The 20,514-nt window shown below is 45.4% G+C and carries 16 protein-coding genes, 1 pseudogene and 1 riboswitch; of the genes and pseudogenes, 4 read left to right on the top strand and 13 right to left on the bottom strand.

Annotated elements, in window-relative coordinates; translation table 11 throughout:
• Positions 1 to 54 precede the first annotated feature (54 nt).
• A riboswitch (cyclic di-GMP riboswitch) is annotated at positions 55 to 139 on the top strand.
• Between the two features lie 106 nt (positions 140 to 245).
• Together KNQ14_RS00985 and KNQ14_RS00980 are read left to right on the top strand one after the other, a co-directional pair.
• Complete coding sequence (locus KNQ14_RS00985) at positions 246 to 1,037, top strand: glycoside hydrolase family 191 protein (protein WP_235147602.1); 792 nt, start codon at positions 246 to 248, stop codon at positions 1,035 to 1,037.
• A gap of 233 nt (positions 1,038 to 1,270) precedes the next feature.
• On the top strand, positions 1,271 to 2,296 hold the full coding sequence (locus KNQ14_RS00980; protein WP_214859297.1) for a GGDEF domain-containing protein: 1,026 nt from the start codon (positions 1,271 to 1,273) through the stop codon (positions 2,294 to 2,296).
• Between the two features lie 127 nt (positions 2,297 to 2,423).
• Here the strand turns inward: KNQ14_RS00980 and KNQ14_RS00975 are convergent, their stop codons facing one another.
• The 11 genes from KNQ14_RS00975 to KNQ14_RS00925 all read right to left on the bottom strand — a co-directional run bounded on the left by KNQ14_RS00975 (position 2,424) and on the right by KNQ14_RS00925 (position 14,999).
• Positions 2,424 to 4,193: a WD40 repeat domain-containing protein gene (locus tag KNQ14_RS00975; RefSeq protein ID WP_214859296.1), complete on the bottom strand. Its 1,770-nt coding sequence runs from the start codon at positions 4,191 to 4,193 to the stop codon at positions 2,424 to 2,426.
• The gene (locus tag KNQ14_RS00970) at positions 4,153 to 4,887 is read right to left on the bottom strand and encodes a nuclease-related domain-containing protein (RefSeq protein WP_214859295.1); all 735 of its coding nucleotides are present in this window, start codon (positions 4,885 to 4,887) and stop codon (positions 4,153 to 4,155) included. The genes KNQ14_RS00975 and KNQ14_RS00970 overlap by 41 nt, the downstream gene beginning before the upstream one ends.
• Positions 4,871 to 5,275, bottom strand: coding sequence for a hypothetical protein (locus tag KNQ14_RS00965; RefSeq protein WP_214859293.1), 405 nt, complete (start codon positions 5,273 to 5,275; stop codon positions 4,871 to 4,873). The genes KNQ14_RS00970 and KNQ14_RS00965 overlap by 17 nt, the downstream gene beginning before the upstream one ends.
• Before the next feature lie 165 nt (positions 5,276 to 5,440).
• On the bottom strand, positions 5,441 to 6,307 hold the full coding sequence (galU, locus tag KNQ14_RS00960; protein WP_214859291.1) for a UTP--glucose-1-phosphate uridylyltransferase GalU: 867 nt from the start codon (positions 6,305 to 6,307) through the stop codon (positions 5,441 to 5,443).
• Between the two features lie 17 nt (positions 6,308 to 6,324).
• Positions 6,325 to 7,797: a glycosyltransferase gene (locus tag KNQ14_RS00955; RefSeq protein ID WP_214859284.1), complete on the bottom strand. Its 1,473-nt coding sequence runs from the start codon at positions 7,795 to 7,797 to the stop codon at positions 6,325 to 6,327.
• A 136-nt stretch (positions 7,798 to 7,933) separates the two neighbouring features.
• The gene (locus tag KNQ14_RS00950) at positions 7,934 to 9,463 is read right to left on the bottom strand and encodes an FAD-dependent oxidoreductase (protein ID WP_214859281.1); all 1,530 of its coding nucleotides are present in this window, start codon (positions 9,461 to 9,463) and stop codon (positions 7,934 to 7,936) included.
• A gap of 179 nt (positions 9,464 to 9,642) precedes the next feature.
• Positions 9,643 to 11,052 carry a hexose-6-phosphate:phosphate antiporter gene (gene uhpT / locus KNQ14_RS00945; RefSeq protein WP_214859279.1) on the bottom strand — a complete coding sequence of 470 codons (1,410 nt, stop codon included), beginning with the start codon at positions 11,050 to 11,052 and terminating at the stop codon, positions 9,643 to 9,645.
• Between the two features lie 35 nt (positions 11,053 to 11,087).
• Positions 11,088 to 12,077: an ABC transporter substrate-binding protein gene (locus tag KNQ14_RS00940; RefSeq protein ID WP_214859277.1), complete on the bottom strand. Its 990-nt coding sequence runs from the start codon at positions 12,075 to 12,077 to the stop codon at positions 11,088 to 11,090.
• Entirely contained in the window at positions 12,074 to 12,850 is a 777-nt protein-coding gene (locus tag KNQ14_RS00935) for a DUF3919 family protein (RefSeq protein ID WP_214859275.1), read from the bottom strand. Before KNQ14_RS00935 ends, KNQ14_RS00940 begins: the two co-directional genes overlap by 4 nt.
• A 95-nt stretch (positions 12,851 to 12,945) precedes the next feature.
• Positions 12,946 to 14,343: a HAMP domain-containing sensor histidine kinase gene (locus tag KNQ14_RS00930; protein WP_214859273.1), complete on the bottom strand. Its 1,398-nt coding sequence runs from the start codon at positions 14,341 to 14,343 to the stop codon at positions 12,946 to 12,948.
• Entirely contained in the window at positions 14,328 to 14,999 is a 672-nt protein-coding gene (locus KNQ14_RS00925) for a response regulator transcription factor (RefSeq protein WP_023469441.1), read from the bottom strand. The genes KNQ14_RS00930 and KNQ14_RS00925 overlap by 16 nt, the downstream gene beginning before the upstream one ends.
• A 292-nt stretch (positions 15,000 to 15,291) precedes the next feature.
• Between KNQ14_RS00925 and KNQ14_RS00920 the strand changes: the two genes are divergently transcribed.
• Both KNQ14_RS00920 and KNQ14_RS00915 read left to right on the top strand, forming a co-directional pair.
• On the top strand, positions 15,292 to 17,607 hold the full coding sequence (locus KNQ14_RS00920) for a bifunctional diguanylate cyclase/phosphodiesterase (protein WP_251138252.1): 2,316 nt from the start codon (positions 15,292 to 15,294) through the stop codon (positions 17,605 to 17,607).
• Between the two features lie 206 nt (positions 17,608 to 17,813).
• Positions 17,814 to 18,002: pseudogene (locus KNQ14_RS00915) on the top strand (helix-turn-helix domain-containing protein); the annotation flags it as partial.
• 33 nt (positions 18,003 to 18,035) lie between these two features.
• Here KNQ14_RS00915 and KNQ14_RS00910 read toward each other — a convergent pair.
• Together KNQ14_RS00910 and KNQ14_RS00905 are read right to left on the bottom strand one after the other, a co-directional pair.
• Positions 18,036 to 18,782 (bottom strand): creatininase family protein, encoded by a 747-nt coding sequence (locus KNQ14_RS00910; protein WP_214859271.1) that lies wholly within the window; start codon positions 18,780 to 18,782, stop codon positions 18,036 to 18,038.
• Positions 18,783 to 19,190: 408 nt separating this feature from the next.
• Positions 19,191 to 20,423, bottom strand: a complete 1,233-nt coding sequence (locus KNQ14_RS00905; RefSeq protein ID WP_214859269.1) for a J domain-containing protein — start codon at positions 20,421 to 20,423, stop codon at positions 19,191 to 19,193.
• Between the last annotated feature and the right edge of the window lie 91 nt (positions 20,424 to 20,514).

Here is a 20,514-nt window from a genome sequence, read left to right as displayed (position 1 = left end):
TTTTTTATCGGTATGAAGATGGAAGAAATGTATCGTTGGAACACTACAATTTCATATCGAGAAGGGCAAACTTACTGAAAAGTAAGGGCGCAAAGACATGGGTCGTCGATCTACGGATACCGATCGCCAGTCTGCAATGCCGCGGCCGCTCTCTGATAATTAATCAGGAGGCTATCAACATGGGTATTATCTCACTCAAGCGCATGACGTCTATTTTGTGCATTCTTTTATTAGGAGTGCTCTTCATGTCGTCACTAGACGCAAAAGCAGAAAAATCCAATCCATTGGACAATGCGAAGTCGTACAAAGTTTACTACGACGCACCGTCAGCAGCGAAAATCAAAAAGATGCAACAATACGATGTCATGATCATCGAACCCGTCTTTTATTCCGCTGCACAAATTAAACAGATCCAACAAAACGGTACAAAAGTATACGGCTACATCAACACGATGGAAGCAGACAACTGGAATACGGATTTGATGGGACAACTCGTCGAGTCAGACTTTTTCCATCGCGATGGTCAGCGTATTCATTACGCTGAATGGGATTCGTACTTAACGGATATTACATCGAAGCACTACCAAGCTGTTTTAATGAAAGAAGTCGAGAAACAAATCGTCCAAAAAGGACTAGATGGCGTTTTCCTCGATACAGTCGGTAACATCGATAACGAACATGCCGACCAGCCTGCCGTTCTTGAACAACAACGGGTAGGAATGACAAACTTCTTAAAATCACTAAAAACAAAACATGCGTCTCTATCACTGATCCAAAACTGGGGATTCGGAACGTTGAAATATCATACGTATCCTTATGTCGACGGCATCATGTGGGAGAACTTCAATTATTCAACGGTCGCCAACGATCAGTGGTCAAAGGATCGGATGACAGACCTCCAAAAATTGAGTCAATCTCAAGACATCAAAACATTGACGATTTCTTCTGTACAAGGAACAAAAAGTGCGACACTCGCTCAAAAGAATGGATTCCTTCACATGAAATCAAACGTCGATTTGAATTACAATAAATTCTAAACCCTTTCATATACCACCTTATAAAATGACAGTGAATCCCATCACTTGTCAAGTATCTGGCATATGCTTTACTTCGAAGATGAAGGACCATTTCCCTCTAAAATCTGAGGAAAATGGTCCTTTTTGTCTCGATAGAAATCTATTATGTCAAATACTGATATACAGTATTTGACACTACTTGTTTTTAATTATATATTTTAGAAAACTATTTGTATAGATTGGATGTCTTATATATGATTCAAAACTGGATGATTCAAGGGTCCATGATATTCGCCCTGACGTATCTCCTTTTAGCCACATACCAACTGATTCGTAATAGAAATAGTGAAATCGCAGGCACTGTCATCCTGATTCTCTGGTTTGGCAGTTACTTGTTGGTCATCGACGTCTTATTTTTATCATATGCATTGATCTGGCAAGTCATTCCTTTTGTTATACTGGCTTATCATCGAGAAAAAAGAGCGTTCTTCAGTATAGCGCTCATCACTTTAATGAATACAGGAATGAAGGCAGATATCGAGCAAGCGCTCCTTTCAGTAGTGGGCATCGTGATTCTCTCCTCACTCCTACAAAAAAAGACATATCTCGCTCTACGCTTAGGTATGCTGCATCTTCTGATCGGAAGTACCATTTTGTTCTTCCTACCGGATCGAACGCTTTCCACGATCGTCTTTCACGTAAGTCTCACGTTATTGATGTACGGTATATTCCTCTATCTGTTGCCGCTGCAGCAACGCCACCGAAAACAGCTCGAGGTCTATCAACATTTAGCGGAGTATGATGCGTTGACGGGGCTTGCTAATCGGCGGGCATGGGAATTACGTGCCAAGACACTCGCTGGTCAATCTTCGACCTATCACTTGATCATCCTTGATTTGGATCAGTTCAAACAAGTGAATGACCAATATGGTCACTCTAATGGTGATGCCGTGTTGGAACAGTTCGCAAAAATTTTAGAGCGCAATACACGCCCAGAAGATTTAGTCGCTCGGATGGGTGGCGAAGAATTCATCGTGCTCCTGACCGATCTAACGGCAGAACAAGCGACTACCATCGCTGAACGGATCCGTCAGGAAGTCGAACGGCATACGTTCCGTCTATTAGACGGCTCTTCGATTCACGTCACGACATCAATCGGACTCTCTTCCGGAAAGCGCGACATTCCTGTCCAGCACTCGATGGAACTATCAGATCAAGCGCTTTATCAAGCGAAACGATCCGGACGAAACATCGTTCGGATTGCAAGTCATCTGTTATAAAAGCAAACGACCCGAATGTATGATCCAAGCGGATTACACATTCGGGTCTTTCTAATGTTTCGGTTTCATTTTTTAATTACTAGGAACAAGCTTCAAATAAAAAGTCACGATGTCCAGTTAAAGTTAATTAAAACTGCGAGATAGACATCATACGTACAATTTTATTTTTATCATAATAAATCTCGACTTTTATTCTAGCTGAATAGTAGGTTATATACGAAAAAATATCAAACCGATCAATTCGATTTTTATTAATATCAAATAAATAATGTACAGCCGATTTATACTTATTCAGTTTATAAGCATCACCAAATGCATGTATTACTTCTGTTTGATTAATATTACGTTTCAGTATAGAAGGGATTAAAGTCATATTTTTAATTCGATTCGAATACTTCTGTTCAGCTGTAGTCTTATTTGTATATATTACCCCTTGGACCATTGGACCATGAAAAACGCTCTCTCTTACACCAATGGCTGCTTCAACACCTTGAATTTGATTAAATGGCGTCGAAAATGGATACGCCTCTTCGAACGTTCCGCTTTTTTCAATGCTCGACCAGTGTCTCTTTAACCAGTCGACGTCGGATAAGCTTGCTAGCGGTGCTTGCGTCACCTTTCCTTTTAACGTGACGGACAATCCTTCGTACGTTGCTTTTAACGTATAGCTCCCCGGTTTGACGCCGTAGATTATTCCTTTTTTGGTTTTAATTGTTTTTGATGTCGTCGACCAGTTGACTCCTGTCCGAATCGTTTTCGTCTTCCCATTGAATTGTCGGACCGATAGTTGGAGTGTCTGTTTCTTTCCGGCTTGAATCGCCGCATGTACTTTCGGGATCAGAATCGATGTCGTGCGTTCCATAACTTTACTGCCGTCGTAAAGATTCGTTCCCTCTTCTGAGCCGATCATGATCGTATTGGCTTGATCCGTCATTGCAATCGGTCCCTTAGTAAAATCATCTCTCTTATCGAGAGATGTAAAAATGCGGCGTCCCGAACGATCAAACAGGCGGAACTGCTCATCTTCATCAAGTGTTGCAACATATGACCCAGAAGGATCGATCGCAACAGACTGGACTCCTCGGTCTATTGCTGTTACGAATCCACGTGGAGCGACCGTTTGAAAGTCATTTTTTCCATCGTAGACATGAACAGCTGTCGCATCTTCTGCGACGACAAGTACATCGTCACGCGTGACATCTATGTCATTTAAAACCGTGTCATCTACGGAAGGGATTTCACGAATAAACTTTCCGTCGTGTGTATAAACGTAAACAGCTTCTTCTCCTTTAACATATACGTATTGCTTCGAAGTCAATAGTTCTCCGAATTGTTGCGTTCCTCGAACGAATGTAACGACTTTCTTATCTAAATCATATCCAATTAACTTACCTTCATCTGATTCATCTGCCAAAAAAATGACGGTATGTGAATTCGGAACGAATACTGCATACGAAAAATTTTCTACTTTTTCTTGATTGATAGAAACCGTCTGTACTTTCGATTGCATGGGTTGTAACGTAGCATCATAGACAACAAATCCATCTTCTACTAAAGCAACATGACGAGTCCCGTCATCGGATACGGTGAAGTCTTTCATGTCTTCTTCTAAAGTGTGTATTTTAGCACCTGTTTTTACGTCGAATGCTTTACTTCCGAATTCATTTGCGTCCATCGCCCAAACACGGGATTGATCTGCTGATATGACCAGCTTCTCTGCTGAAGCGATAGCAGCCGTATTTGGAAACGAAACGATTGCGGAAACGTTACTTCCACCAAGGCATAGTGCACTCACGATCCCAATCACTAAACTTTTTTTCATGTTCCATCTCTCCCTTCGGTTATCTATCCATTTTTTAAGCTGTTCCCTGCTCAAAATAGGACTTGATACGCGCAATATCTTTTGACTCGACTGTCAGTGGTTGCTTTTCGATATAAGCGCGCAACTGGTTGACGTCATTCGTAACGATCGTCTTTTGACTTGTCACGTCGAGAGCGGTCTCATGATCGAATAAGACGACACCTTGAACCCAGAGATTTTTTACTACCGGACGTAAATTATTTGCTAAACGGTAGACATGCGTCCCTACTTGTTTCGTCGGATTGTAGAACTCCTTACCGTATACGCCGCCTTGACGTCCCGTTTTTTCGAGATACCAGTTTTTTTCTGCTTCGTCACCGTAAACGCGTCCACGCATCGACTTCATTTCAACGACATAGATGCCTGTCGGTCCAACGACGACTGAATCCAGTTCGCTTTGCTTACCTTGCCATTCAATGAACACGTTCGTGTAGATATCGTAGTTCTCAGGCAGCTTCGCTAACTGACTCGTCAATCGCTTCTCACCGTTTAAACCGTGAAGCTGGATCCGATATTCTTCCGCTGAAATTCCCGCTCGTGATGAACTTCGTTTCGAGAAGTAGACAACAAGAATAATGCCCACGACGATACCGACTAACGGTTGCAGGAATAATAATAAAAACGCAACTACAAGACTGAGTATGATCTGCAGCGTTCCTTTTTGTTTTTCTTGCTTGTATGTTGAAATCGATTGCTGTAGATGTTGCGAACCATTATGAACCTTCGCCATGGATGAATACTCCCTTTCCTTCAGTCATTGGACGAGCTTCAGAACGTGGTCCTTGAATTCCCGAAACGCCTAATCGATAAAATTCCTGATAGAGTGCCTGCTTCTTTGCAAAAGAAACGTGATGACTCATCATGACTTGTTCATTGATACGTCGTGCATAGTTCCAGGTCGTCGGTGAATTTAAGAAATTCCGCCATTTCCGGAACGTCCGAATCATTTGATCGACTTTGCGGTCGTCCAGTACTTCGTAAACACAAATCTTCATCAACTTACTTAAATAAAAATAACGGCGGATACTACGAATAATATAAGATACAAAAAGAGAAGGAATCGCGATCATAACTAACCCTATAACAATGGTTGCTATTACTTCTGTTTGTTCTGCCATTCAAACACCCCTTTCATCTATTCATATTCTACAATCTGTCTTACATTTAATTCCTTTTATTTTTCTCTAATGAAGTAAAGTGTTTTTTTATTTTTGTAATATACCTATAACAATTTTTGAAGCCATTAAAAAACGTGTACACCCCCTCGGGCGTACACGTCTGATTCACTGGAATCGTTTCAGGAACGCTTTTAATTCTTCATGCATTTCAGGATCCTTCATCGCATATTCAATCGTCGTCTTGACGAAACCGAGTTTCTCACCGACATCATGACGGTTCCCCTCGAAATCAAACGCATAGACCGCTTGGTCCGCATTCAACCGTTCGATCGCATCGGTCAATTGAATCTCGCCCCCAGCGCCTTCTGATTGATTCTCCAAGTAATCAAAGATATCTGACGTCAAGACGTACCGACCCATGATTGCAAAATTCGAAGGCGCTGTCCCGGACTCCGGTTTCTCGACGAATCGGCGGACCGGGTAAAGTCGTCCCTCTTTATCGAGTGGATCGATGATTCCGTAGCGATGTGTTTCTTTCGGTTCGACTTCTTGGACACCGATGACGGACTGACCGGTCTCTTCGTAGGCGTCCATCAACTGCCGGATCGCCGGCGTCTCCGATTCGACGATATCATCACCGAGCAAGACGGCGAATGGTTCGTCGCCGATGAATTGACGAGCCGTCCAAATCGCATGACCGAGTCCTTTTTGTTCTTTTTGGCGGACATAAAAGATATTCGCGAGATTCGTCGAGGCACATACTTTCTCGAGTAAATCTAGTTTTCCCGACGCTTGAAGTGCAGCTTCTAGTTCATATTGATGATCAAAATGATCCTCGATCGCACGCTTGTGTTTCCCGGTCACGATGATGATATCTTCGATTCCTGCGGCAGCGGCTTCTTCCACGATATATTGAATCGTCGGTTTATCGAGGATTGGTAACATCTCTTTCGGCATGGCTTTTGTTGCCGGTAAAAAACGTGTGCCGAGCCCCGCAGCTGGAATAATGGCTTTTTTGATTGGTTTTTTCATGACATTCGCTCCTTCGATCATTCAGTATGCAGCCAGTTCATCAGGTTGCGGTAATTTTCGATGCCTTGTGTTTCATATAACCCAGGTTTCGTCCGCACATGTGGGAGTGGTCGTTCGACGATCTCGACCATCTTTTCTGCGAATCCCGTGACGTCTCCTTCAGGGACGAGGTAACCATTTTGACCATCTTCGATGATTTCACGCGGTCCGTACCGAACGTCGTAAGCAATGACAGGACAGCCGACATTAATGCTTTCCATGACGGTTAGTCCGAATCCTTCAAAGCGACTCGTCAATAACGACGCACGGGACGCAGCGAATACTTGGTCCGGTGTCGATGTGAAGTCGTGAATGAGAACATCTTCCTCGATATTCAGTAAATACATCATCTGCTTCATCAACGCTAGTTGTCCATCCTCATCCGCTCCATACAGCGCAAGCTTCGTCGGATGTCCCGATCGTTTGAAGATTGCGTAACTGCGGAGCAAGTGCTCGAGTTGCTTTTGTTTTCCAAAGCGTCCGATAAAACAGAATTGATCCTCTACATGCGTCCGGTCGATCTCGACCGGTTTGATCGAGTGCGGAATGACTGCGAACTGATCATCCGGTATCGGAAAACGCGCTTGAATCTCGTCTTTTTGATGTGTCGTCAAGACGAGATATTTTGCCACACGATCCGATCCTTTGAGAGCGGTTTGGTAAGATTTTTTGATTCGTTGCTGATCTAATTCCAAATGAGAATTATGGAACACGAGAATATTTTTTGTCCGTACCTGACAGTTGAGCAATGACCAGTCGAGAAGTCGCGCATCGTTGAAGACGATATCTCCATCCGTCAAACGATGATTGAAGTAGTAGAGAAATAAATCCTTTTCAGTCTGAAAGGTATGGACAGGACGTCCAAGTTGGTAGGTTTGAATCGAAATCAATTTATTCCGTTTTTGTTCCTCATAATGTTTTTCGCAGTAGATATGACCTTCTTGGTCATAAAATTGTTCATGAATTTTTTTATGCGTTTTTGGTGAGTATCGAATCTTGCGATGCAATCGACCGTTATCGTTATATTGCCAGCGCTCGACTTTTTTCTTCGATGCAGGACTCATGAAGTCTTCAAATGACAGCTGATCACTCGCTTCATGGTACTTCCGGTATAAGACATATGTGTCCCCGTCATAGTACCGGACTGTGTCTGTGTCTACCTGCACAGCTCGTAATCCTTCGATTCCCCGGGAAGTCACAAGCGGTGTCGTAGCTTCATATAATCGATTTCCGGAGAGCCATTCGTAGATATTCTCGATTTGCGTCGTCTCGCTTAAAATGTTCTTTTCTCTAAAGATTTGTACGATACGATCGTATGCTGCATCATAGTTGGTTGTAAGGATCGTTGTCGCATAGCCAAGGTGTTTTTCGATCATTGCGATTCGACTGAGGAGCGACTTCGTGCGTCCCCCATGTTGTGCCGGTAATGTCGAAGTCATCGTATACAGCATGATTCACACTTCCTTTTTCCCGTTCTCCGAACCTATTCTCTGTTAAGACAGACAGTCGCCTGTTTTCTTTTTCATATTTCAGCATCTTTTATTATTTCCGATCTGCCTCTCTCAGAAACTTCAACGAGCATATTGTTTACTCTTCCCTCTTTTTTAACGGTTTAACAGCAGGTCCTTCCATCACTGCCCCGTCGTGTGCAAAGCGCGAACCATGGCACGGACAGTCCCATGAGCGTTCGGCTGCATTCCACTTCGTATCACATCCCATATGGGTACACGTCGTTGAAACGAGATGAAGACTTCCGGCAGGATCACGATATCCCCCGACTGTCTTTCCATGATGCCGCACAAGTCCTCCTTCGTCAGGCTGAAGATCTTTTGCGTCACGATGTGCTTTTGATACTTTCCCTTTTACGAGTTCGATCGCGACATCCGCGTTATTCTTGATGAATTGGGTCGCGTCGACTGCTTTAAGTTTTGATCGCGTCGGATCAAACAGATGTCGAAACCGATTCGGTGTCCCAGTTAAAAGATCACTGAGTAACAGTCCTGCCGCAATACCATTCGTCATGCCCCATTTTGCAAATCCGGTTGCGACAAAGACGTTCGGGTCATCTGCTGTCATTTGACCGACATACGGGATGTGATCCAGTGTAATTAAGTCCTGCGCCGACCAAAATCGGTCGAACGTTTCCACTTGAAAGGCGTTCGTCGCAAAATCAGCTAAGTGCTGATAACGTGCCATCGTTTCCGTTTCGTGACCCGATAAATGATTTTCACCACCAAACAGTCCTAATCGACGACCGTCCGAAGTACGTGTGTGTCGTAAAGAACGACTTGGTTGATCGGCACTCATGAACATACCGTCAGGAAACGAATCGTCGACGAATCCTGAAACGATGTACGATCGATGAACTTCAAGCTTCGAAAAATATAATCCTTTGAAATCATGAAACGGAAAATGGGTTGCGATCACGACCTTCTTAGCTTCAATACGATGTCCATTCTCAAGGACGATCGTCGGTGTTCGATTACTTTCAATCGTCGTCGCCCGTGACTTTTCATACAGCGTCCCACCTTGTCGGACGAAATGTTCTGCTAAGCCCTGTAAGTACTTGACGGGATGAAACTGTGCTTGATCGCGCAGAACGACCGCCCGCTTCACGGTGTACGGCAACTTCTTCTGTACTTCATCTGTCGCATCGCCACCGTTTATCTCAAGACGAGCATACGCTTTGATTTCACGATCCATCGCATTCTCTTTTGAAGAAGAGACATACAGATACGCATCTTGGGTCTCAAGCTCACACGCTAGATCAAGACGTTCGACTTGATGACGAAGAAACGTAATAGCTTCTTCATTTGCTTGATAATAAAGTCGTGCCTTGTCCTCTCCTACACTTTTGATCAATTGATCATAGATGAGACCATGTTGAGACGACACTTTTGCCGTCGTATATCCAGTCGTACCAGCTGCCACCTCTTCTGCTTCAATAACACCCACGTCATACCCTCGTTCTGCGAGTTGCAAAGCGGTGACTAAACCGGCAATGCCAGCTCCAACGATGACGACATCATGTTTTGTGTCTGTCTCAAGGGGTGGATACGATACACCAGCAGATGATGCTTTCCAATACGATGACGGGAAACCGGATAATTCAGACATACAAAAACTCCTCTCTTCAAACAGGCACAACGATCAACTTCGATAGTATTAGTGCTTCCCTGTCTGCGACAAAACATGCACAAAAGATATTTTTTATATAAGAACGTCATCCGAAGTTTTTGGACCTTAAATATGAGCAACAAAAAACAGCCCCTTTTTAATCAAGAGGCTGTCCATATTCATGAACTTAGTTTTTCCGCTTGGCGTTCCAGCAGTCCGAGGCGGCGAATCTTTTTCTCCTCGACGACGGCGACAATGGCGAGGGCGATTAAACCGAACAGTAACGCAGCATTAAAGATGACGAACGTGTCACTCCAACCGTGCAACGTAACGGAACCGATCGTTAGACCGTTCGTTTCCGGGTCAGCGATTTTTGCGAGACCGACTTTCGCGATCGAATCACCGAACAAGTAACCGAACGTACCGACCATCCCGTTCGTGACCGTTGTCGCTTGTTTCGGTGCGAAGCTGATGACCGAGACACCGATCAAGAGCTGTGGTCCATAAATGAGGGCACCGAGTGCAAACAATGAAGCGTAAATCATGACTTCACTCGTACCGTAACGATAACCAAGAACTGCGACAGCCGTCAGTAAGAGACAAATCGCGGCAACGAGTGCGCGGCGCCCTTTGAGTAAGTCGGATACGTAACCCCAAATCATACTGCCGCATAACGCACCAATTTCAAAGAAGAAGATCGTATTGACAGCACTTTCCGTACTGAAGTGCAAGTGTTCCGTGACATAGAGCGGCGCCCAGTTATCAATCCCGATTCGGACGATGTAGACGAAGACGTTCGCGATACAGAGCGTCCAGATCCAGGGGTTCGAGATGACGTACGTTTTAAAGATTTGCCATTTTGTCATACTTTCTGCAGCGATATTTTCCGGTTCAATCGGTTCCTCGAAGATTTCTTCACTCCGGTTCCACCCGAGTTCCTCCGGATCATCCTTCCCGATGAACATCCCGACGATCCCGATGACGAGCGCGATCGCAGCTGGGAAGATGAACATCCCGACGACACTGCCGTTAAAGAAGACGTTCGCTCCCCAAAGGGCGAGACCCCCGGCAATCGCTCCACCGATGTTGTGCGAAACGTTCCAGAAACCGAGGTAACGCCCACGTTTTTCAAACGGTGTCCAGCGGGCAATCGTCGAGTACGACGATGGTCCCCCGACCGATTGGAAGAATCCACTGAGCCCCCAAAGAACCATCAAGAGACCGACTGGACTTCCACCGGCACTCATCAACAGTCCCATCGCGGTGACGATCAAAGACGATAAAATTAATAAGAACGAGATGACACGTTTCGTGTTTTTCCCGTCAACGAAGTAGCCGAGCAATGTTTTCCCGATTCCGTATGTAATCGAGAAGGCGAAGCCGATATAACCAAGTTCCGTCGTCGTAAAGCCCAGTTCCTCTTTCAAGAGCGGTTGCGCTGCCTTGAAGTTGTTTCGGATGAGATACATCGCCATATATGAGAAGAAGACGACTAAGAAGGCCTTTAAGAATTGTTGTAACCATTGTTTCCGTTGTACTTCGATTGGTATGCCGGCATTCGGCAATTTTTTGATGCTGAAGAAGCCCATCTTCCATTTCCCCTATCTGAATCAGAGTCTTCGCATCATTTGTCCTGGAGCTGATTGAATCGACGGAGATAGTCCCGGTAATCGGCGACGATATCCTGTCCGACGTTTTGCTGGATCGGTTGTGTCTTCGCGATCGCATAGGTCGGCGTACCAAACGAGACTTTCCGCAAGATGGCCTGACCGTCTGCTGAGAGCACGAAACGCATGAAGGCGTTCGCCTGCTTTTGTTGCGTCCGTCCTTTCAGCTTTGAAATCGCGTTGATCGAGTACGTATCGAGTGGAATGCTTTTGACCGGATAATACTTTTCGCGCAGCGATTGTTGATCCCCGATGAAATTGACACCAAGCATCGCTTCCCCACTGGCGACATACGACGTCGGTGCAAAGCCGTTCGCCGTGAACAGTCGCGTTCGCTCGATTAACTGGCGTAAGACATCTTCCGCCTTCGTCCCGTATCCGTCAAAGACCGCTTGCAGAATCGTCGCACCGGTACCAGAATGGTTCGGATCCGGCAAAATCAACTCGTCCTGATACCGCTTCGCCGTCAAGTCAGCCAGCGTTTTCGGATAAGCTACTGCTCCGAACCGCTCGTTCCAAACGTCTGTATTGATGACGATCGCGAGGCGTTCGACTTCATAGCCGATCCAGTAGCGATCCGGATCCTGCAGTTCCGCTTGATCCATGTCGCTTGGGAACGGTGTCGATAATCCCCGTTGTTTGAGCGTCTGGTGGGCATCCCACGTTCCGCCGATGATGACGTCGGCGCGCGGATGATCCGCTTCCTTCGTCACACGCCGGACGAGTTCTTCTGTCGACAGGCGCACGAACTCATACGTACAACCCGCCTGCTCACAATATGACGACAGCAAGGCGCGACCGATATCCTCTTTCGCGGAGACATACGCCGTCAAATGCGGAACGGTTTCCCGCGCGGCTGTCCCCTGCTTCGTCTGTTCATTGTTGCGGACGATCCAAATGCTCATGAGACAAATGATACTCAGCAAGAAGAGCATTCCTTTTCTCATCGATCTGCCTCCTTCCCGGTCGGCAGGAGTTGTCCTTTTAAATAGAAAGTGTTTCCATTGTCATCATCCATGTACTGAACGCTAAACAACGTCTCGTACACGGTGATATTCAGCAGATTGGCACGCGTATTCTGCTCATTCTTGAACCGCTGGAGCTTGAGAATGCGCGGCTGCCGCTGACTCGCATCAAGTGCCTGACCGACTTCTTCGTAGTCCGTCATCGGCTCTGCTTGCGCCAGGCGACGCTTGACGTCTTCACGCTCGCGTGCGGTTAGAGTACGCGACCGTCCCGCTGCATACCATGTCACGACTTCCGCCTCAGCAAACTGACGCGCGAGCTGTTCCGGTTCGTGGTAGGCGTTTAAGAACCGTGCTTTTAATGTCGTCGTTTGGGTGCTGGGACGTTTCGCGACACATTGTCCATTCAGTGTCATGTTTTCCCCGAGCGAGAACGTCCACGTCGTTCCGTTTAAAAAACGGAGCGTCCCGTTAAATGTCGCAGTATCTGCTGGACAGGTCCCGTTTGTCACCGTCTTCATTTGCTTCAATAGCGTCGTGATGCGCTGGACTTCCGTTCCGTCTTCTACCGTCTGCTCCCCCCATGCCCGGTGACGTAATGTCAACTCAGTCGGCAGCGAGTCATCGGAAGCATTCAGTCGTTTCGGTTCATCGAGGACATGTAAGCGTCCGAAGACCGTCTGCTGAAGCAAAAGAAGACCGAGGGCAAACAAGACCCCCATCAGGAAGAGATAGGCGATGGTCGATGCTTTCATGATTCCTCTCCTTGCTTGATTCTTAGATTACGGGGCAATTGTTTCGTAAATCCGGTCGAATTGTTTCGTAAATGTATCATTTGTAAGCGATTACATCACGTTTGATCGGCTAATCGGAAGGTAAGTGTGATACGTGTACCGCTCGTATCACTTTCAAGTGCAAAATCGCCACCTTGTTCCTGCATCAGACGTCGGCATAGCGGTAGACCGAGTCCATTCCCACTCGCAGTCGTCAGACTATGTTGCTCCTCCTTCCATTCGGTAAGGACAGCTGGATCCATACCAATTCCGTCATCTGTCATGAGAAGTTGTAAGCTCGTGTCCGTACTGACTGCTGCGAACGTCACCGACATCGCGTCACTGTACTTGACGGCATTCTCGAGAAGATTTAACAAGACTTGCTTCGTCTGATCCGGTTGTCCGAGCACGTAAATAGAAGGAACATCTTGTTCGACTTGAATCCCTTGTCCGTCAAGTCGCAGTTGCATGATGAATAAGGCGTCTGCGAGCAAGGCATCGAGTGCGAACATCGTCGACGTCGCGTGGCGTTCGTTGCGCTGTTGTTTCGCCTGTTCGAGATTATGCGAGACGAGTCGTAATAAGCGCTGGCTCTCGACTTCGATGTAGTGGTAACAGTGTGCCGCTTCGTCTGGCGGCAGTTTCGGAATTAACTCGACATAGCCCATGATCGCCGTCATCGGTGTTCGGAGTTCATGGGTGATGTGATCGATGAACGTCTGTTGATCATTTCGTTGTCGCTCCAACTGCCCGATGTTGTGCTGAATCGCGTCAGCAAGCGTCGAAAAGTCCGCTGCCAGTCGATTCAGTTCTTCGTATGGATAGGCTGGAAGTGCGTTTGCATAATGCCCCTTCGTCAAGGCATGCGAGACGCTACGTAAATCGTCGATTGGTCCAATTAACGTCTTCGCCATCCGCCGCGCTGTCCAAACGGCAATCACAATCAACATCAGAAACACACCGGTGAAGACATAGGTAAATTGTCGAAGCAGTTCCGCTTCCGTCCGGAGATCGACGAGAAAGCGGACTGAACCGATGACGTCTGTCTCACCATACAGCGGGCTCGAGAAGAATAGCACAGGAACATCGGTCTCTTTGAGGAACAGATAACTCGATTTTCCTTTTAAGGCTTGATCAATGTCCCCTGCGAGAAGCGGTAATTGATCGCGCTCCGAATCGGCGAGTAGTTCCGCATTCGGTCCGAACAGTTGGACGCGCGCGTCAAACCGGTCTGCTAAATATGAAGCGATTGGGACAGCCGTATCGGCGAGCGAGTCCGTTTCTTCGCTCGCGAGATAGTTCGTCGTATAGAGTTCTGCTTCCCGACTCAGTTTTTGGACAGACTCGACAGCGTTCTCATAGAGGTTCGATTGGATGAAGGCATAAAGAATCAAGAAGAGAACGAGCAGTGCCGGAACGAGGAGCAAAACGAAGTTTTCCGTGATGACTTGACGTAGCTTCATGCGTCGACCCATTTGTAGCCGACACCGTAAATCGTCTTGATCCGCTCCCCTTGCGCTCCGAGTTTCTTCCGTAAGCGCTGGACCATAATATCGACGGCACGGGTCTGACCGGAGAAGTCAAAGCCCCAGACCTGCTCGAGCAGTTCGTCACGCTCGAAGACCCGTTTCGGATGGGTCAGGAAGAGTGCGAGCAACGCATACTCTCGGTACGTCAGCGGCAACGGTTGACCATCGAGACGAATGACGCGTTCTTCCGGATCAACCGATAAGAAAGGATCCGTCACGACAGGCATGGGTGGTGCGACCGTCTTTACACGTTTCAACAGATTTTTCACACGTAAAACGAGCTCTGTTCCATTAAACGGTTTCGTCATATAATCATCCGCTCCGAGCTGCAGACCGATGATCTTATCATTCATTTGATCACGTGCTGTCAGCATCAAGATCGGCAAATCAGGTGTCGTCTTCCGCAGCTTGGGAATCAAATCGAAGCCGGTCGTATCCGGGAGCATCAAATCGAGGACGATCAAATCAAACGTCTGCGTCTCTTGCAATGCGAGTGCCGTTGCCCCGTCCGCTGCCGTCTCGACCGTCTGACCATCGAGCTCAAGTTGTAGTTTGACGAGATGCCGGATGCTCGCCTCATCATCAATGACAAGAATATGCATAGGAATTCCTTCTTTCTAGACAATCTTTTCTGGCCCCTAGCGTATCATGGAATCGTTTACACGGTCAGCTCACTTTCATCATAACTATAAATATGCTTTGGATAATCAACGTCTCATCACCTGTAGGATTGCTTGATAAAACCTCATAAGTTTGATACTTTTTTATACATTTTCAGAAGACGCATAACATGTATACGATCCCTCAAAAAAGGGTATCTAGATTACACCTTTATAATTCGATTAATCATTCCACTCTGTCGAGGTGACTTCGTCCATCATGCCAACCCACACGATGCATTCTCATACTGACTTTTTACTCATCACGTTGTCTTATCTCATTGCAGCGACATCCGCTTACATCGCAATCGAGCTCGCTGGTCGCGTCAAAACGGCAACTAATCGTTCAAAACATGTTTGGCTAATTGCCGGTGGATCAATTTTAGGTCTTGGCATCTGGTCGATGCACTTCGTCGCGATGCTTGGACATGGTACCTTGAAGGATGCCACTTATTCTTTTCCGCTCGTCTTTCTGTCCGTCATTATCGCGATGATTGGATGTATTTTAGGATTTTATCTTGTCTCACGCCAGATGTCCCGTGAATCATTCGTCCTCGGAGGCTTTTTAATGGGCAGTGCGATCGCAGGGATGCATTATGTTGGGATTGCGGCTTTGCAAGGAATGACGCTTCAATATCACCTAGGATATGTCTTGCTATCGATTTTAATTGCGATTGCAGCTTCTTGGACTGCGCTCTGGATTGGCTTCTTCTCTCGATATGCGAAGCAACAGATGATGATTCAGACAAAAGTTTTCTTTGCCTTTGTCATGGGAATTGCAATTTTTGGGATGCATCACGTCGGTATGCTTGGTTTAAAATTTCGTATGATTCCATCGTTCACGAGTGATCAAGTGATCGAACCGACAATGCTTTTGACTCTTGTTTCGGTTGTCACTCTGTTTTTGTTCATTGTCTTCTTCGCTTCTGTTTTATTTGATCTCCAACTACGCAAGCGGGATCTCGTCCAAGCGACGATTCTTGAATCAACCGAAGACGGTGTCGTAACGACGAATCCAGATGGAACGATTCAATATGCAAATTCACTATTCTATCATTTCTTTCCTGAACGTCATTTGTATTTAACCGAACATAGTTCTGCTCTATGTCTCGATGTTCCGAATCATACGCGTCAGATACTACACGTCGACAAATGTATTCTTGAAGTCGTCAATCATCCGCTCAAGGGAGAGAACTTGAATCAGACGCTTTGGTTCTTCCGAAACATTACGGATCAAGTATCATCTCAGCGTCAGCTCGAGTATCTCGCCTTTCACGATCGGTTGACGGATTTACCGAATCGAGACAAAGTCACCCTGTTCATTGAAGAACAAATCAAACAAGCAATTCCGATTTCCTGTCTGGCACTCAGTGTAGACCGCTGGCGTTTCCTCAGTGACATGCTCGGACATCAAGGTGTAGAGAGCCTAATACTTCAAATTGCAGAACGACTGCAATCGGTGATTCATGAAAAAGATGTCCTAGCGCGACTCGATTCGTCCGAATTTCTCGTCATCCTCAGCGACGAACGGAGTCAACTCGCGACACAGAAAGCCGAGAAATGTTACGCCGCCTTATCGCAACCGTTTGATATTGATGGAACGGTCATCACGCTTACGATGCGAGCTGGCATTAGCCATTATCCGGAAGACACAACAATCGCACAAGAGTTGATCGAGTATGCAAAACTAGCAATGCACGCTTCGTTCAATGAAGCACAACATACGATTAAGGAGTTCAAGATTGAGAATCGAAATGATATTTTACGGACCGTACAGATTGAAAAATTCATGACTGAAGCACTTGAAACAGAAGCGTTCGAGCTCGTCTATCAACCGAAAATCATGGTGGCTACGGAACAAATGATAGGTGTTGAAGTTTTAGCACGATGGACGCACGATGAACTCGGCTTTGTCTCGCCAGCAGAATTCATTCCGGTCGCTGAAAATACTGGCGCAATCCATGCCCTCGGTGACTGGGTGTTACGGACTGCCTGCCTTCGATGGGTGGCATGGCAAGATGTCACGCCTGGACCGTTCTCGATTGCCGTCAACGTTTCACCTCTACAGTTTGCAAGTCAAAAGTTTCTAATGCGTGTTGAGGCAATTCTTGCTGAGACAGGGATGGACCCCATGTATCTAGAGCTCGAAATTACGGAGTCTGCCGCCTTATCGTATGAGACGACGACGTATGATAAGCTTGCGCGACTACAAGAACTGGGCATTCGTGTCTCACTGGACGATTTCGGTACCGGTTACTCGTCTTTTAAACAGCTCCGTTCTTTACCGATTCAGTTGTTAAAAATTGATCGTTCTTTCATCAGTTCATTATTTGACGGTAAGAATCAACAAGCAATCGTTCAATCGATGATTCAACTCGGACATAATTTGGAAATGGAAGTTTTGATCGAGGGAGTGGAGACGATCGAACAAGCAGACTGGCTCGCTCGAGAAGGTTGCGATTACTTCCAGGGCTATTACTTTAGTCGCCCACTAAAAGAAGAAGACTTATTTCGATATTTAAGAATGCTTCGATCGAATGGAAGTGCATGACTATATTTTTGATTTTCGAAGTTACATTAGAATAGCCATGATCCTTATGAATCAATAGCCAGTACTCATTCGCGCAACAAGTAAAGCATCTTTATTCGTAGACGAATTGTAATATTAAGTGTAACAACTAGCTGAAAACACAAAAAAACTCATAACGACCTCGTGTAGAATCGAGTTACCACACAAACTTCAACAGAGGATTCGTTATGAGCTATGTTCATCTTACAATATCAGAAAGAGTCAAAATAGAAACTTATCTAGAGATTGGTTTTTTAATGAGAAAGATCGCTCAGCATCTTGGACGACAGCCGTCTACGATCTCACGTGAGCTAAAACGGAATCCTTCCTACAATGCGATCAACGTTCCTCAGTACGCCAGCAAACGAAGTGAATGCGTAAACACCGAAACCGAAGTGCGGTAGCAATCTTTAATTCATTTTTTTTAGATATGCTTCTTCGAGAATATCTTTCAAGTTTTCACCTCTTTTAGAAATAAAGGAAGTCCAAAATTTTTCTCCAATTTCAGCTAGTTGATTTGGAGAGTATGTTTCTTTATCGAACTTACCCCAGCAACCATCTTCGGTTAATTTATCCCAAAACATATAGTCAGCAAACTTTCTGTTTTCTGGAGGCACATCAGAACCCATAGATTCCAGCTTAACTAATTCCGGACATAGCCACATTGCAGCACAAACAGATAATAACCCTGCGTGCATCTCATTGTGACCTTCTAAATTTACTTCTTCTAACGCTTCTTCCCACGCTAAATAACGATATGTAGTAATTACAAGTAGTTCTGGATATTTGTAGTTCATATGTTTAACGAATGAAGATTCCCAATATGCACCTCCGTGTCCATTACAAAGGACGAACTTTTTGAATCCTTGTCTGTTCAAATTAACGATTATTTCTTCTAGCATTGTTGTCAAAACTGTTGGACTTACTGTAATAGTACCTTTGCAATTGGCATGTTCTTCTGAAGTATTAAATGGAATAGTTGGTAACACATAAGCGTTTAATACTTCTCCGTAGTGTTCGGCATATTTTTCTGCGATCAATGTATCTAAATGCATTGGCAAGTATGGTCCAAATTGTTCTGTCGCTCCAACTGATAAAATAGCAATATCTGTTCCACTGTCACTCACTTCTGTTGTTGAATTTTTAAAACTTAACATATGTACCCCCGTTGATGATTTTTATAAAAGTCTTATTTAGAAAGACTGAATAATTCGACTATACCACCAAAAAACCATTTATTGTTAATGCGATGCCATACAAATAGTATGGTGTTCTTACATATCTAAATAAAAGATCATCATTCTTTCGTGACATGACAATTTCTCATAACGTTACCGTTGCTGCAGAGCTAAGCACGAAAAAAACGGTCGATTCCGACCGTTTTCGCAAACTTTATCTGATTGATTTGTAGTCATTTGCCATTTTGTATTTCCATGCTCCTGATGCATCATGTTCTTTGAAGATGACCGCTCCTAGGGCATTAGGGAGTTCTACGTCTTCGAGCTGAGCATAAGAGCAAGTGTCGATGCTACTACGATGTTTCTCACGAGAAGTTCTTCTCCGATTTAATAGGTCGTCGTATCGTTTTGGCTAAATGATTTCAGTGGTTGTGAATCCACGATGTACCATCGTTCATTCTTCACATCATATTTTAGATAATACTTGAACGGGACGTCTTCTCCTGGGTCGCTCTCCTCAAGAGAATCATCCTCTTCTCGATAATAATCACCCTCGTAATAGCAGAGTGCTTCGACCGTAGCCGATAAATCCGTTGCTTTTTCGCTGACCGTGATCGATGTCGGTGAATATTCGACCGAATCGAGGTATCCATCCCAATAGACACCACGTTTGTTCATGCTGGCATAATAACTTTTTTGTTTGTTCAAGTAAGCAGCCGACGTGAATAACGTGAACGCAGACGTGTCTTTATCGATATATGCCTGCTCCCATTCCTTCGCATGCTGGTGAACCGTATCGATGATATCTCCTTTGACGGACTCCCGGACTTCCATCCCTCTACCGTCCGCTGAATCCGAGAGAGATTTCCGCTGATTGACGAGCCAGTCTTTCCCGGACTTGACGAGATTCAATTCCCAGACGATCGTACTCGATTCCGGACGTTCATGTAGATAGGGTTGGTACGACCGAGAGGAATAGTCGACCGTCGCTTTGACCGTTGCTTGGTCTCCTTTAATCGTGATGTCGTTTTGAGGAATGTCCTTGACGCTGAGCTCTCCGTCAAAGATGTATCCGCCTGTGACTAAGTCATTCAAGCTTCCTTGGAATGTCTGATTGTACGTATCGGTGCTGACGGAAAGTCCTTTGACACTTCGGTCTGTCAATGCATCTTCGAGTTCTCGGAAGAAGAGTGTCGAAATATCTTGGATATCTTTATAGTCTTGTTCCGATACTGCCTTCGAGTCTGGTTTTTGCTGTGTTTCCGGATCTTGCGACGATTTCGAATCCGTCTTCTCCTCACTCTTCTTCTCTTCCTCACCAATGACGAATGAAGCATTCTGTTTTTTACGCTCGACCGCTTGAGGTGTCTCTTCCTGATTCAAGAAGAAATATGTCCCTCCACCGGCAGCGAGCAGAAGAACGAGCGCTCCGATTCCAACCGTTCGCTTATTCCGCTTATTCTTTTGTTTTTTCTCATACTTGATGACGACGTATGCTCGTTCGATTTCCGTCCGTTCCTCAGATTCGTCTGGATGCGCTTCTAACTTTTCAGCGTACGCTTGCTCCAATTCTTTCATCGATGAGGTACGCGATATCCCTAATCGTTCATATGGATCCATAATTCCCTCTCCTTTTTAAAAATATTGTTATTTTTTATCTTTATTTTACATTATAATGACAAAGGTAAGAAAGGAGTGCTTTTTTGTGTCA

The organism is Exiguobacterium sp. s161, from assembly GCF_018619045.1.
GTDB classification, from domain to species: domain Bacteria; phylum Bacillota; class Bacilli; order Exiguobacteriales; family Exiguobacteriaceae; genus Exiguobacterium_A; species Exiguobacterium_A indicum.
The sequence above is the reverse complement of the archived record's forward strand: the minus strand, read 5'-3'. Positions and strand labels throughout refer to the sequence as shown.